13 protein-coding genes are annotated in these 13,507 nt (G+C 66.3%); 6 read left to right on the top strand and 7 right to left on the bottom strand.

Translation table 11 applies throughout. The features are described 5' to 3' along the window. Positions 1–290: 290 nt before the first annotated feature. Entirely contained in the window at positions 291–1,235 is a 945-nt protein-coding gene (locus ACP97_RS07255) for a phytoene/squalene synthase family protein (RefSeq protein ID WP_049997168.1), read from the top strand. On the opposite strand, the gene cruF is transcribed toward ACP97_RS07255, so the two are convergent. The 3 genes from cruF to ACP97_RS07240 are packed head-to-tail and all read right to left on the bottom strand — an operon-like array spanning position 1,232 to position 4,471. Then, positions 1,232–2,077: a bisanhydrobacterioruberin hydratase gene (gene cruF / locus ACP97_RS07250; protein WP_049997167.1), complete on the bottom strand. Its 846-nt coding sequence runs from the start codon at positions 2,075–2,077 to the stop codon at positions 1,232–1,234. The genes ACP97_RS07255 and cruF overlap by 4 nt on opposite strands. Continuing rightward, positions 2,067–2,963, bottom strand: a complete 897-nt coding sequence (locus ACP97_RS07245) for a prenyltransferase (protein ID WP_049997166.1) — start codon at positions 2,961–2,963, stop codon at positions 2,067–2,069. Before ACP97_RS07245 ends, cruF begins: the two co-directional genes overlap by 11 nt. Then, on the bottom strand, positions 2,960–4,471 hold the full coding sequence (locus tag ACP97_RS07240) for a phytoene desaturase family protein (protein ID WP_049997165.1): 1,512 nt from the start codon (positions 4,469–4,471) through the stop codon (positions 2,960–2,962). The genes ACP97_RS07245 and ACP97_RS07240 overlap by 4 nt, the downstream gene beginning before the upstream one ends. 74 nt (positions 4,472–4,545) lie before the next feature. Here ACP97_RS07240 and ACP97_RS07235 point away from each other — a divergent pair, with 74 nt between their 5' ends. The 4 genes from ACP97_RS07235 (at position 4,546) to ACP97_RS07220 (ending at position 8,328) form a co-directional block, all read left to right on the top strand. Then, complete coding sequence (locus ACP97_RS07235; protein WP_049997164.1) at positions 4,546–5,982, top strand: carotenoid oxygenase family protein; 1,437 nt, start codon at positions 4,546–4,548, stop codon at positions 5,980–5,982. A 42-nt stretch (positions 5,983–6,024) separates the two neighbouring features. Then, the gene (locus tag ACP97_RS07230) at positions 6,025–6,714 is read left to right on the top strand and encodes an SDR family NAD(P)-dependent oxidoreductase (protein ID WP_049997163.1); all 690 of its coding nucleotides are present in this window, start codon (positions 6,025–6,027) and stop codon (positions 6,712–6,714) included. A gap of 60 nt (positions 6,715–6,774) precedes the next feature. Beyond that, positions 6,775–7,611, top strand: coding sequence for a ZIP family metal transporter (locus ACP97_RS07225; RefSeq protein ID WP_049997162.1), 837 nt, complete (start codon positions 6,775–6,777; stop codon positions 7,609–7,611). A 75-nt stretch (positions 7,612–7,686) separates the two neighbouring features. Continuing rightward, a complete protein-coding gene (locus ACP97_RS07220) occupies positions 7,687–8,328 on the top strand; it encodes a helix-turn-helix domain-containing protein (RefSeq protein WP_049997161.1) in 642 nt (213 codons plus the stop codon). Between the two features lie 132 nt (positions 8,329–8,460). Here ACP97_RS07220 and ACP97_RS07215 read toward each other — a convergent pair whose 3' ends face one another. The 4 genes from ACP97_RS07215 to ACP97_RS07200 are packed head-to-tail and all read right to left on the bottom strand — an operon-like array spanning position 8,461 to position 11,435. Further along, positions 8,461–8,967: a hypothetical protein gene (locus tag ACP97_RS07215; RefSeq protein ID WP_049997160.1), complete on the bottom strand. Its 507-nt coding sequence runs from the start codon at positions 8,965–8,967 to the stop codon at positions 8,461–8,463. A 49-nt stretch (positions 8,968–9,016) separates the two neighbouring features. Continuing rightward, a complete protein-coding gene (locus ACP97_RS07210) occupies positions 9,017–9,337 on the bottom strand; it encodes a transcription factor S (RefSeq protein WP_049997159.1) in 321 nt (106 codons plus the stop codon). A 36-nt stretch (positions 9,338–9,373) separates the two neighbouring features. After that, a complete protein-coding gene (locus tag ACP97_RS07205) occupies positions 9,374–10,351 on the bottom strand; it encodes a beta-ribofuranosylaminobenzene 5'-phosphate synthase family protein (protein ID WP_049997158.1) in 978 nt (325 codons plus the stop codon). A gap of 34 nt (positions 10,352–10,385) precedes the next feature. Next, the gene (locus ACP97_RS07200) at positions 10,386–11,435 is read right to left on the bottom strand and encodes a glycosyltransferase (protein ID WP_049997157.1); all 1,050 of its coding nucleotides are present in this window, start codon (positions 11,433–11,435) and stop codon (positions 10,386–10,388) included. A gap of 93 nt (positions 11,436–11,528) precedes the next feature. Between ACP97_RS07200 and ilvD the strand changes: the two genes are divergently transcribed. Then, on the top strand, positions 11,529–13,259 hold the full coding sequence (ilvD, locus tag ACP97_RS07195; protein ID WP_049997156.1) for a dihydroxy-acid dehydratase: 1,731 nt from the start codon (positions 11,529–11,531) through the stop codon (positions 13,257–13,259). Positions 13,260–13,507: the final 248 nt, after the last annotated feature.

Raw genomic sequence — 13,507 nt, 5'->3', positions numbered from 1 at the left:
TGCTTATATGGCCTCGGGCCGCGTGTCGATGAGAACGTAGTCGTCAGCGCCCGAATCCTGTCTGTCCGCGAGGTCTCTGGCGGTGATTTTCTCGAACATCGTCTACTCCTATGTACGGTATTGGGATGGATAAACATTTCTGATGGGAGTGGGATCGATTCGGGGTTCGAAATATCGAACGGTCGGTCTCGCTCATTGGATGGAAAGTAGTCAATTCTATTATAATTTGTTCTTAGACTTCCCAACGTACAAACACATAAGTCGCTCTCGCCCGAACAGTCGGTACTGACATGGTCAACGATACGCAACTCGCCGAAAGCAAGGCCATCCATCGGCGAACGGGGACGACGTTTTACGTTGCGACGCGACTGCTCCCCGAGCGCGTTCGCCACGCGACGTACGTCCTTTACGCCTTCTTCCGGGTTGCCGACGAGATCGTCGACGACCCCAACGGGCCGCCGCCGGCCGAACAACGCGCACAGCTCGAACGGTTACGACGGGGCGCGCTCGGCGGCGGAACCGACGACTCGGTCGTGGCGGCGTTCAGCGATCTCCGGGCCCAATATGACATTCCCGACGCCGCTGTCGTGGAGTTCGTCGACGCGATGGCGACGGACATCGACACGGACAGCTACGAGACGCACGACGAACTCGACGAGTACATGGGCGGGTCGGCGGCCGCCGTCGGCGAGATGATGACGGCCGTCATGCAGCCGAACGACCCCGACATCGCACACCCGCACGCCCGTCGGCTGGGCGAGGCGTTCCAACTCACCAACTTCCTGCGCGACGTGCGCGAGGACGTCGTCGAGCGCGACCGCATCTACCTCCCCCGAACCGTCCTCGAAGAGCACGACGTCACCGCAGCACAGATCAAATGTTTCGAGATGGACGGCGAGTTCGCCGCGCTCATGCGGAGCGAACTCGAACGAACGGAACGACGGTATCGGGAAGGTGTCGCCGGCATCAAATACCTCCCCACAGACTGTCAGTTCCCCGTCCTGCTCGCGGCCGTGCTCTACGCCGACCACCACCGACTCATCAGGAACCGTTCATACGACGTGCTTTCGGCGACGCCCGAACTCAGCACCACGAGAAAACTCTCCTTGCTCGCGCGCACCCGCTGGCATTGGCTCTGGAACAAGGACCCCGAAGCGGTCTTCGAGACGGTGAGCACCGTCGCACACAGTCCGAGTCGCCACCGCGGACCCGAGGGCGCGACGCCCGCGCGCTAACTGCCCCACAGATCGCTCGCGCCGATGCCCGCCACGTCGAAGCGCTCCGTTCTCACGAGACCACCGGCCAGCGCCAGCGCGACGGCGACGGGCACCCAGTTGCCGAAGACGGCGTTGATGGTGCCCCAGAGCACCACGAAGCTCACGAGGTCGTCGAGCATGAACGCGCAGGTGTCGAGGCGCTCGCGGAGTCGCAGACGGTCGAACGAGAAGTCGAGAACGAACACCGATACCGTGGCCGAGAGCACCCAGCCGAGGTAGTTCGAGACGGGAACGCCGTAGAAGATACCTCCATTGTAGCTCCAGAAGCCGATGGCGACCGCGCCGGGGTCAAGCACGATGTCAACCAGTAGTACTGTACAGATGACCGCGACGAGACGCACCGCGCGCCGGTTGGCCGCGTTGCCGAGGACGAGTAGGCAGAGCAGGTAGCTGTTGAACACCAGCGGCAGGAAGAAGACTGGTAAGCCGAGCGGCACGGCTCCGAACAGCATCGGCCCGAGTTCGATGGTGTATTCGAACGCGCCGTAGGGCCATCCGGTGAGGACGCCGACGAGTTCGATGCCGAAGGCATAGCAGACGAGTATTCCGGTGCCGATGGCCGCCCGGCGGTCGAACAGCGGCGCGAGACCGGCCACGAGCGGCAGACGCATCACGATCGTGCCGAAGAGGATGAGATACGGGTTGTACCTGAGCGGTGGTCCCACTAGCCCGGCGGCGCTCGCCAGTAGGAGAATCGCCCCGACCACCGGGAAGACCACTGCGATGGTGAAGCGGTTGTCGGCGACGATCCTGTCGAGTCGCGCCTCGATTCGCTTGCGGATCGCGCGCTCAGCCGCCATAGACCACCCGCCAAAGGCCGCCGAGAGTCATGATCATCCCGACGAGCGTGTTCACCGCGGGATACCACCAGTAGGCGCGCCCGACGTCGATCGACGAGCGCGCGATGGCGAAGACCAGGACTGGGTAGGCCAGCAGAAGCAGCGCGAAGAAGGTGTGGACGAACGAAAAGGCGAGTGCCGCGGTGAGCCAGCAGGCAGCGCAGTAGCCGTAGGTTCGGCGCTCACCGAGTGCCGTCGCCGTGGTTCGGATGCCCGCTTCCCTGTCGGGTTCGATGTCCGGAATCGCCGAGAAAGTGTGCATCCCCATCGTCCAGAGCCAGCCACCCAGAACGGCGAAAAGGAGCGGCAGAACGCCCGCGATGACCGTGTAGGCGACCACGCCAGGGAGCACGTACAGCCCGTTCGAGATCGAATCGAAGAGGGGAGTCGTCTTGAATCGGAGCGGTGGCGCGCTGTACTCGACGGCAAGGAAAAAGAAAAGAGCCAGTGCCGCGAGCGCCGCCGGCGGGAGCAGGGGGACGAATCCGAGCGCGAGCACACCACTCAGGAAAACGGCGGCGAGCACGGTTCTCTCACCCGTGTAGCGCACCTCGCGGTCGTCCTTCTTGGGATTGGCTTCGTCGATGTCGGCGTCGAAGACGTCGTTGACCCCGTAGAGGAAGACGTTCGCCGGCACGAGGAAGTACGCAAAGAGCGCGAGCGCGACGGGCGAGAACAGTTCTGGGAGGCTTTCGACGGCGTAGACCGCGCCGACGATCACGGGTCCAGCGAGATAGAACCAAAAGCGGGGCCGCGAGAGCCGCAGGAGATAGCCCGTCGTGGTCGTTTCCGGGGGAACGACGTTTTCCAGCCGACCCAGGCCGCGACGAACGCGCTCGCGACTCATCCGTGGTCTTCGACGACGGCGTTGGCGGCGTGTTCGCCGCTGATGAGACACATCGGCACGCCGATTCCCGGCGTCGTGTACGAGCCCGTGAAGTAGAGGTCGGGAACGGCTTTCGAGCGGTGAGGCGGCCGGAAGAGCGCCGTCTGGCGGAGGGTGTGGGCGAGCCCGAGCGCCGTACCCTGGAGACTGTTGTAGCGCTCGGCGAAGTCGCCGATCGAGAACGTCTCTTCGAGCACGATCCGATCGGTGAGATCGACGCCGGTGTTGTCGGCAATGTCGTCGAGAATCTGGTCGCGGTAGCGCTCCCGAATTTCGGGCGTGTCCTCCAGACCGGGTGCGATCGGCACGAGTGCGAAGAGGTTCGAGTGGTCCTCCGGTGCAACCGTATCGTCGGTCTGCGAGGGCACACAGAGGTAGTAGGCCGGATCGTCGGGCCATGCCGGTTCGTCGAAGATCTGCTCGAAGTGGCCGTCCCAGTCGGTGGGTAAGACGAGGCTATGGTGGGCGAGCGGGTCGACGTCGCCCTCGACACCGAGATAGAGCAGGAAGGCGGAGGGTGCGAGCGTGCGCTCGTCCCAGTATTCTTCTGTGTACTGGCGCTCGTGTTCCGGGAGCAACTCCTGTTCGGTGTGGGCGTAATCGGCGTCCGAAACGACGATGTCCGATGTGTGCTCGCCAGCGGCCGTGGCGAGCGAGAAGCCGTCGCGTCGGCGGGTGATCTCGCCGACTTCGGCGTCCGTCTCGATCGTGACGCCGCGTTCGCGAGCGAGTTCGGCGATGCCGTCGACGACGCCGCCGAAGCCACCTTCAGGATAGTAGACGCCGAGGTTGAAGTCGACGTGGCTCATCATCGTGTAGAGCGCGGGCGTGTTCTTGGGCGACCCGCCGAGGAAGACGAGCGTGTACTGCATGATCTGCTGGAGTTTCGGGTGCTCGAAGTAGTTCGATACATGGTTTTCCATCGAGCGCAGCAGGTTCAGCCCGACCGGTGCGGATCGGAACACGTCGGTGTCGACCCAGTCGCGAAATCGCGGGCGGTCGGTGTAGACGAACCGCTCCATCGCCGCCTCGTAGGTCGTCTCGCTCTGTTCGAGATAGTCGTCGAACGCTTCGGCCGCACCCTCCTCGTAGGATTCGAAGACGGCACGCACCTGGTCGCGGTCTGGCGTGAGGTCCACCCGGTCGCCGTCCTTGAAGAAAATTCGATAGTGGGGGTCGAGCCGTTCGAGTCCGTAGTAGTCCTCGCGGTCGGCGTCGAAGTGGGAGAAAAACCGCTCGAAGACGTCGGGCATCAGATACCAGGACGGCCCCATGTCGAAGCGAAATCCTTCTTTTTCGAACTGCGAGGCGCGCCCGCCGACCTGTCCGTTCTTCTCCAGCACCGTGACGTCAGCCCCCACGGCCGCGAGGTAGCACGCCGCCGACAGCCCGCCGAAGCCGCCGCCGACGACCGAGACGGTGCGTCCGGCGAGCGGCTCCGCCCTCGACTCCGCCGCGAACGAATGCATAGCGAATCGTATAGCGGCGCGTATAAAAGACGACTGACCCCGGACGCTATGGCCGATGCGGTTCTCGACCGTGTATGGACCACCGCCTCGGCTTCGAGCCGGTCCGCGAGGAGTGTACCCGGAAACGCCTCCCGGTCGAGGGCGACCTCCCCGACTGGCTCGCGGGAACGCTGCTCCGGAACGGCCCCGGCCGGTTTCGCGTCGGGAACCGACCCCTCAACCACTGGTTCGACGGGTTCGCGCTGCTCCGACGGTTCGGGATTCGGGATGGTGCGGTCGTCTACTCGAATCGATTCCTCCGGAGCGAGGCGTACGAACACGCCCGCGAGCACGGCGCACTCGGCTTCCGTGAGTTCGCCACCGACCCCGAGACAGGTCCTCTGGGCCGACTCAAGCGACTCGTCTCGATAGCGTTCACCGACAACGCCTGCGTCGATATCGAGGTTCGAGGAGAGGGGTTCGTCGCCACGACCGAAAGCCCGCGGGCGGTGAGCTTCGATCCCGAAACGCTCGCAACGCGCGGCCATCACGAGCGGGAGCGGCTGGGCACCACGACGACCGTCCATCCACACTACGACGCCCGCCGCGGGGAGACGATCGGCTACACGACGCGCCTCGGCCGGAAGCCAGGCTACACGCTCTATCGGATTCCCGACGGGGGGACCGAACCCGACGTCATCGGTGGCGTGACGATCGACGAACCCGCCTATCTCCATAGTTTCGCGCTCACCGAGAACCATATCGTTCTCACCGAGGGGCCGTTCGTCGTCTCGCCGCTCGATCTGCTCGGCGGAGCGAGCGTGGCCGAAAGCTTCGCGTGGAAGCCCGAGCGCGGAACGCGCTTCATCGTCTTCGACCGTGAGTCGGGCGACGTGGCTGCGACCCATCGTGCGAAGCCGTTCTTCGTCTTTCATCACGTCAACGCCTTCGAGCGGAACGGGGAGATCGTGCTCGACCTCGTGGCCTTCCCCGACGCGTCGGTGGTCGGTGCGCTCTCGCTCGACAACCTTCGGTCGCCGTCACCCTCTCTGCCGACGGGCGCACTCCGTCGGTATCACCTTCCAAAGGGCTCGACGCGCGCCGTCGAGCGCGAGACGCTCTACGCAGGCCACGTCGAACTGCCGACCATCGACTACGCGCGCCGGAACACTCGCCCGTACCGCTACGTCTACGGCGTGAGCAATCGAAAGCGACCGCCGGCGGAGTTCCAGAACCGACTCGTCAAGATCGATGTCGAGAGTCACACCACCGAAACGTGGGAGGAACCGAACACGTATCCCGGCGAGCCGGTGTTCGTGCCGGCCCTCGACGACGCAGCCACGGCGGGGGAGGACGAGGGTGTGATACTCTCGGTCGTGCTCGATGCCGCCGCCGAACGGTCGTTCCTCCTCGTGCTCGACGCCGCCAGTTTCACGGAGCGCGCTCGCGCGGTGGTCCCTCACCCGATTCCGTTCGGTTTCCACGGCCAGTTCTATCGTGCGGGCGAGCGACCGACGCGCTCGATGGCCTGACGGGATGGCAACGCGCATTAGCGTGGCGGGCGATGTCGAATCATGGACGATACCACCGCGCTCGTCACGGGTGTGAGCCGAGGCGTCGGCCGGGCGGTCGCGCGCCGCTTCGCCGAGGAAGGCGCACACGTCGTCGGCTGTGCGCGCAGCGCGGACGCACTCGACGATCTCGCCGCGACGGCGGACGAACTGGACGGGGAGATCACCACCCAGCGCGCGGACGTACGCGACGAGTACGACGTCGAGCGGCTGTGTGAGGCCGCGGCGAGAGTGGGAGAAATCGACTGCGTGGTGGCGAACGCGGGCGTCTATCACGGACCGGCGGGCGAGACGCCGTTGGCCGAGGAGAGCTACGCGGCCTTCGACGACCACCTCCGGACGAACGCCCGCGGCGTCTTCGCGACGGTGCGCGAAGCGGTTCCCCATCTCGCCGCCGACGCCCGCGTGCTCGTCCCCACGGGACAGGTCGCACGCGAAGCGCAGGCCGGTTTCGGCTCGTACGCCGTCTCGAAGGCGACCGCCGAGGCGCTCGTCCGCGGGTTCGCCGCCGAACTCGACCGTCCAGTGGGGGCGCTCGATCTCGGACAGGTGGCGACCGATCTCGCGGGCGGTGCGGGCCGCGACCCCGACGACGTCGCCGGCATGTTCGTCTGGGCGGCGACCGACCTCGACGGCGGGGATCTCGATGGGGAAGTCCTCGACCTGCGTGCGTGGCGGCAGGCGACGCGCTGAGCCGGGAGCCGACCCGCACGCGACGGGTTTATTAACTCCCCTGTCGATATTGCTAACAGAATGGAGAACGCTGGAGCAGTCAACATCGGGCAACACGAGCGGGTCCCGTGGCTGGGCGTCGCCGGGGTGGTCGTGTTCGTCGCGCTCACGGGAATCGGCGTGCTCGCGGGTCTCTGGAAGGTCCTCGTCGTCGGCTGGGTCGCCTTCGCCGCGATGGTCGGCGGAGCAGCCATCGGACTGCGCTCGCACGAGCGGGACCGACGGTCGGTCCGGGCCGACGGTCTCGCGAGCGGCGCGATGGTCACGAGCGCCGCCGTCTTCCTGGTTCCGCAAGCCATCGGCTACCAGCCCCAGTTGGGCGGGTTCGGCATTGCGGCCGGCATCCTCGCGGGGTATGCGGGCCACACAATCGGCCATCGACTCACACATCTCGATCTGCCGCTCGAAACGACGACCGCACAGCTCACCGCTCACGCGCTGACTGCCGGGGTCGTCATCGGCACGGTGTACACGCTCTTGCCGGACCTCGGGCTGTTGCTCGGGTTGGGCATCGTCTCGCACAAGGCCCCCGCGGGCTACGCCGCCGCCGGTCGGCTCCGCGGTGCGGGGCTGTCGGTCGGCGTGCTCGCGCTGCCGGCTGCGGGCGTCGGTATCACGGCGCTGCTCGTGGGACTGGTCGCGCCGTCAAGCACGATGGCCGTCAACGCCCTCGTGTTCGGCTTCGCCGCCGGCATCTTCCTGCACATCGCCATGGACTTCCTGCCGGAGTGCGAGACTGGCGGCGAGCACGCTTCGGGCGTGGCCCACGCGCGGCTCGACCGCCTGCGCGTCCACGCGGTGGCGAGCACGGTCGTCGGCGCAGGCACGGTGGCGCTGGCGTGGCTACTGGTCGCCTGAGCCGTTTACCGCTCGACAGCCACACGATGGTGAAGCGCGGAAAGGTTTTGTCACTCGGTAGCATAGTTCAATGCCATGAGCGTCATCGCCGAGTTCACCCTCGACCCGAGCCGGCTCTCGTTCGCGGCGGCGCTCGCGACCGTGTCGACCGTCGAACTCGACATCGAACGGGAGTACGAAACGCATGCGATGCCGGTCGTGTTCTGCTGGGCGCGCGGCGAGGACCTCGATGCGTTCGAGCGAGCGCTCGCCGACGACGAAACCGTGACCGACGTTCGTCGAGTGAGCGGCGAGGGCGACCGGCGGCTCTATCGCCTGCGACTGACCGGCACGGCCCCGATCGTGACCTACGATACGTGGATAGACCTCGGTGCCGCGCGGCTCGAAATGCGCTACGTCGACGGACGCTGGCGCGCCCGGATGCGCTTTCCCGACCGCGAGGCGCTGGCGACCTTCCGAGGGTTCTGCCTCGACCACGACCTCGATTTCCGGCTGCATCGACTCTACGACAACGACCGCGAGCGCGGACCGTCGCGCGAGCGCCTCACGAGCCACCAGCGTGAGGCGCTCCGACTAGCCCACGAGCGCGGCTATTTCGGGATTCCCCGCGAGACGACGCTGGGCGACATCGCCGCGGAACTCGATATCTCGGACCAGGCCGCCTCGGAACGGGTGCGCCGCGGCTGTAGGCGACTCGTCGGTGACTGCTTCGGATGACGTTCGCCTCGGCTATCAGGGACGACCGTTTACTTTCCCGCTCAATAATCAAACAATGGGACGGGATCGGACGGTCCGTTGCGTGGCATCACCATACCGTCTCCGTCCCGTTCTTCGACCGCCGGATACTGGTCACAGTTCGATCTCGGTCGTCGGGTCCGGCAGGCTCCAGAGTACCTCGGGCAGGAAGGCGTCGAGGTTGTCGATGACGCGGCGCTCGCTCACGTCGAGTCCCTTGCAGTGTTCCTCGGCCGAATCGCGTACCGTGACGTGAATCTCTCCATTCAGAAGATGGACTTCGAGCGGGAAAATCGAACAGCGCGCGGGCTTCCAGTCCTCTTCGGCGTGGAGTTCGCACAATCCATCCTCCGAGAGGAAATAGCACGCCGCGCCGTCCTCTCCGGTGTGGTCGTCTCGATTTTTCTCCTCGCGCTTGACGAAACTCCGGCCGCGAAAGTCCGTGGTCGCGTCGTTGAGGTTCGCGCGCCCGGCGAGTTCGAGCAGGTCGTGGTCGTAAAGCAGGACGCCGTGTTGACAGCACCACGTGCACGAATCGACGCACTCGAAGGTGAGGGAGGGGTCGAACTCACAGACTGCCTCACAGTCCGGATGCACCTCGATGCGTCGTTCGTGAGCCACGAGTGCTGTCGGACACAGAGCGGACAAAGCCTTTCGGTCGCTACGCGAATCAGCTATAGCCGCGCCAGCGATGGCCACACTCGGTACACTTGAAAAACCGCGTCGGCGGTTCGTCGGCCGATCCCGTCTGCTTGATGGTGTACCACGCGCGCTCAGTACCACACTCCTCGCATTCGACTTCGGCGGTGGGCTTGCCCTCGTCGGCGGCGTCCTCGCTGGTCTCGATGACGTCACTATCTCCTTGTGATTCGGTGCTCACGAACGCTGCTGCCGCCTCCTCATCCTTCGGCACGCGCGCGCCACAGCCCGAACAGACCATCTCGCCGCCGTCTCCGTGCATCATCGAGCCGCAATCGTCGCAGAACTGCATATCTGGGGGAGGTGCTCGGAACGCAAAAGCGTCCGCTTACTCCAGCGTCTCGATACGTGCACCCTCGTTGTCCGGCGCACAGACCAAGACTTCGCCATCGACGTCGATAGTGGAGAGCGCCTCGCGGGCCGCCGCCCGTGCCGTGTCGGCGCGCTCGCTATCGGTGAGTCCGTAGACGGCAGGTCCCCACGAGGACTGACCCGCACCCGCGACCGCTGGCGAGCGTTCGAGCACGTCGACGAGTTCGCCGAGCGGCGGGCGATAGACGCCACCCTGTTCGTCGGCGTACCACGCGCCATTGAGGCGGCTCACGGCGGCGATGGCGTCACCGAAGGCGTGCCAGTCGTCCTCGGCGACCGCCGGGAGCAGTCGCTGGGCGATGATTCGAGAAATGTCGTCGGCGATGGCCGGGTCGGCACGCTCGACCACCCGCTCGATGCTCCGGTCCTCGTGGTCGTCGCTCCGGCCCGGTTCGATATCCGGAATAGCGACGACGAACCGCCACGACTCGGCGAGTGCGTGGCGGGCGACCGGCTGCGGAACGCGCCACTCGCCCGCGGCTGGCGGCTGGGTCGTGAACCGCTCGGCCGGATGACCGGCGTCGACGACGAATCCTCCATTTTCGAAGGTCGCACAGCCGATCCCCGAGCGCCCGCCGCGACCGAGCTGTGGCGCTCGCTCTCGCACCCGTGACTCGCGCTCGTGGGCGCGTGCGACCGCCGCGAGCGTGGCGAGCGCGAGTTGCGTGCCGCTGCCGAGTCCCACGTGTGCGGGCAGGCGCTCGTGAATCGTGAGGGAGATTCCAGGAAGGTCGAGCAGGTCGAGCGCGCGCGCCGCGTACTCGCTCCCCTGCGGGTCTTCACAGCGGAGTTCGTCCGCGGGGGCTGCCTCGACGCGGACCCATGGTTCGCGAAGCGAGACCCCGAGACCGCCGTAGAGCCGTTCGCGCGCGAGCGAAAGGTTTCCGAAACCGAAGTGGACGCGCGCGCCGGCCGTGACCTGAACCCGCGCCATACCACCCGAAACGGCCGCGCGCGAAAGTCGCTTTCTACTCGATGCCCGCGAGCACGGTCGCCGCCGCTCGTCCGGCACCGTTCTCGTAGGTGGGATCTTCGAGTCGCTGGCCGACCGCGCGCACCACATGTGAGACAGAGTGCTCGACCTGAAAACCCTCCAGACCTGTGCGCTCGATGACCCGCGAGACGCCGTGTTGTTCGTCGGTGAACGGATAGACGATACAGGGCGTGCCCGCAACTGCGGCCTCCATGATCGTCGAATAGCCCGAACAGACCACGCGCTCGGCGGCACGGAGATGGGGCAACAGCGCCGGCACACACTCCCAATCCTCATCGCCGACGAGCGTCGCCTCGTGGCCCGCCGCCCGCAACCGCTCGGCGAGTGCGTCGAACCCCGTCGAGTACGCGCTCGGCACCACCAGCACCTCGGTGTCGGGCACGGGCGGTGTGTCGGCCGCGAGGTCCGTTTCGGGTACGCCCGTGCCGACGGGCACGCTCGCACCGTCGGCCAGTACGCGCGCCCGCCCGGTGTCCGTTCGTTCCGGCGGCACGTCGAGCGCGATCGGCGGAATCGGCGTCACGCCGGCGGGGTCGCCGCGGTCGGGCGGCCAGATGGAGGGGTAGAGAAACGCCTCGGCGGCGTACAACTGATGGCGGTTGAGCAGCCACGTGAACCCCTGCTCGATGACCGCATCGTAGTAGGAGGCGGCGTTGTGCGTACAGACGAACAGAGGGACGTCGACGAACTCGGCGGCCATCGCGGCGAACATGTCGTCGGTCACCAGCGCGTCCGGGCGCTCGTGGCGCAGCCAGCGCACGTAGTCGTACACTCTGCGCGCGCTGTTGGGCAGGCTGTGGGCGAGCACGCGCAACAGCGACCCACCCTGGTAATCGCCGATGAAATCCACCGGTGAGGGTTCGAACTGGTCGTAGCCGTTGTGCTCGATGAAGCGCGCGCCCGGGCCGCCGCCGGCGAGCGTGACTGTGGCCCCGCGGGTTTCGAGCGCTCTCGCCACCGCCAGCATCCGGGTCGCGTGACCCGCCCCCTCGGGGTAGTGGGCGACGGCCACAGTCGGACTCATCGTCACCCTCTGCCACCGCAGCCCTCAAAACAGGTTCGACTCGGCTGTCGGACTATCGGTGGCACTTATGTCCGTGGCAACCGAGGTCGGCTCATGAGCCAGCAGCGCCAGCGCGAGGACGGCGAAGCCGCAAAGCGCCTCCGCAGCCGCGAGGTCACCGACGGCCCGGAGCGCGCCCCACACCGCGCGATGTTCCGCGCGATGGGCTTCGACGACGCGGACCTCGACTCGCCGATGGTCGGCGTGGCGAACCCCGCCGCCGACATCACGCCCTGTAACGTCCATCTGGATCACGTGGCCGAAAGCACCATCGACGGCATCGAGGAGGCCGGGGGGATGCCGATCGAGTTCGGCACCATCACCATCAGCGACGCCATCTCGATGGGTACCGAAGGGATGAAAGCCTCGTTGATTTCCCGCGAAGTCATCGCCGACTCGGTCGAACTCGTCTCCTTCGGCGAGCGCATGGACGCCCTCGTCACTCTCGCGGGCTGTGACAAGAATCTCCCCGGAATGATGATGGCCGCCATCAGGACGGATCTCCCCACCGTATTCTGCTACGGTGGCTCCATCCTGCCTGGCGAGCACGAGGGCCGGGATGTCACGGTCCAGGACGTCTTCGAGGGCGTGGGTACGTACGCACAGGGCGAGATGAGCCGCGACGAACTCGACGACCTCGAACGCAACGCCTGTCCGGGTGCCGGCTCCTGTGGCGGGATGTTCACCGCGAACACGATGGCCTCGATCTCCGAGGCGATCGGTCTCGCGCCGCTCGGCAGCGCCAGCCCGCTCGCCGAGAGCGACGAGCGCGAGGCGGTCGCCCGCGAGGCCGGCGAGGTGGTCCTGGACGCGATAGAAGCCGATCGCAAACCATCCGATATCCTCACGCGCGCGAGTTTCGAGAACGCCATCGCGCTCCAAGTGGCTCTCGGTGGCTCGACGAACGGCGTGCTCCACCTGCTGGCGATGGCCGCCGAAGCCGGCATCGACCTCGACATCGACACCTTCGACGAAATCAGCCAGCGAACGCCGAAGATTGCCAACCTCCAGCCCGGCGGCACGCGCGTCATGGAGGACCTCCACGAGATCGGCGGCGTCCCGGTCGTCATTCGCCGACTCGTCGAGGGTGGCTACATGGACGGCGATGCGATGACCGTCACCGGACGCACGATAGCCGAGGAGTTGGACGAACTCGACCTGCCGGCCGACGAGGAGATCGACGCCGACTTCCTGCGACCCGTTTCGGACCCCTTCGACGAGGAGGGCGCGATTCGGATTCTGAAGGGGAACCTCGCGCCCGAGGGTGCGGTCCTGAAGGTCACCAGCGACGACGAACTCCGACAGGAAGGGACAGTCCGAGTCTTCGAGGGCGAGGAGGATGCAATGGAGTACGTCCAGGAGGGCCACGTCAAATCGGGCGACGTCGTGTGTATCCGCAATGAGGGGCCGCGCGGCGGGCCGGGCATGCGCGAGATGCTCGGGGTGACCTCCGCGGTCGCTGGCCAGGGTCACGCCGACGACGTGGCACTATTAACCGACGGGCGTTTCTCGGGTGCGACGCGCGGATTCTCCATCGGTCACATCGCGCCCGAGGCCGCCGCCGACGGTCCGATCGCCGCTCTCGAAGACGGCGACACCGTCAGCATCGACGTCTCGGAGCGACGCCTCGACGTCGACTTGACCGACGAGGAGATCGAATCGCGGTTGGCCGAGCGCGACCGTCCCGAACCGAACTACACGTCGGGCGTGCTGGCGAAATATGGAGAATCCTTCGGCTCGGCGGCCAACGGTGCGGTGACGAACCCTGGTGTGAAGCGCGAGTGACAGCGGTGTGCCGTGGTGGTCGCGGTGCGGCTGTAGCGGTCGCGGTACTGCGGCGGTGCGGCTCCTGGTGGATGAAAGACGAGCGACCGTAGGGAGCGAGGGCTTCTGTGGTGCTGTGCAGTTGCGGAGAGCACTAGTAATTCCACCGCGAGCGACCGCGGGAGCGAGCGGGCCGAGGAGTGACCGCAGGGAACGACGAGGCTTTTGGTCCAGATTTTGCCAACGAAGGAGCGCGGAGCGCGACTGAG

The organism is Halococcus sediminicola (genome assembly GCF_000755245.1).
Lineage (GTDB): Archaea > Halobacteriota > Halobacteria > Halobacteriales > Halococcaceae > Halococcus > Halococcus sediminicola.
Note: the sequence above shows the minus strand (reverse complement) of the source record. Positions and strands in the feature narration are given on the sequence as shown.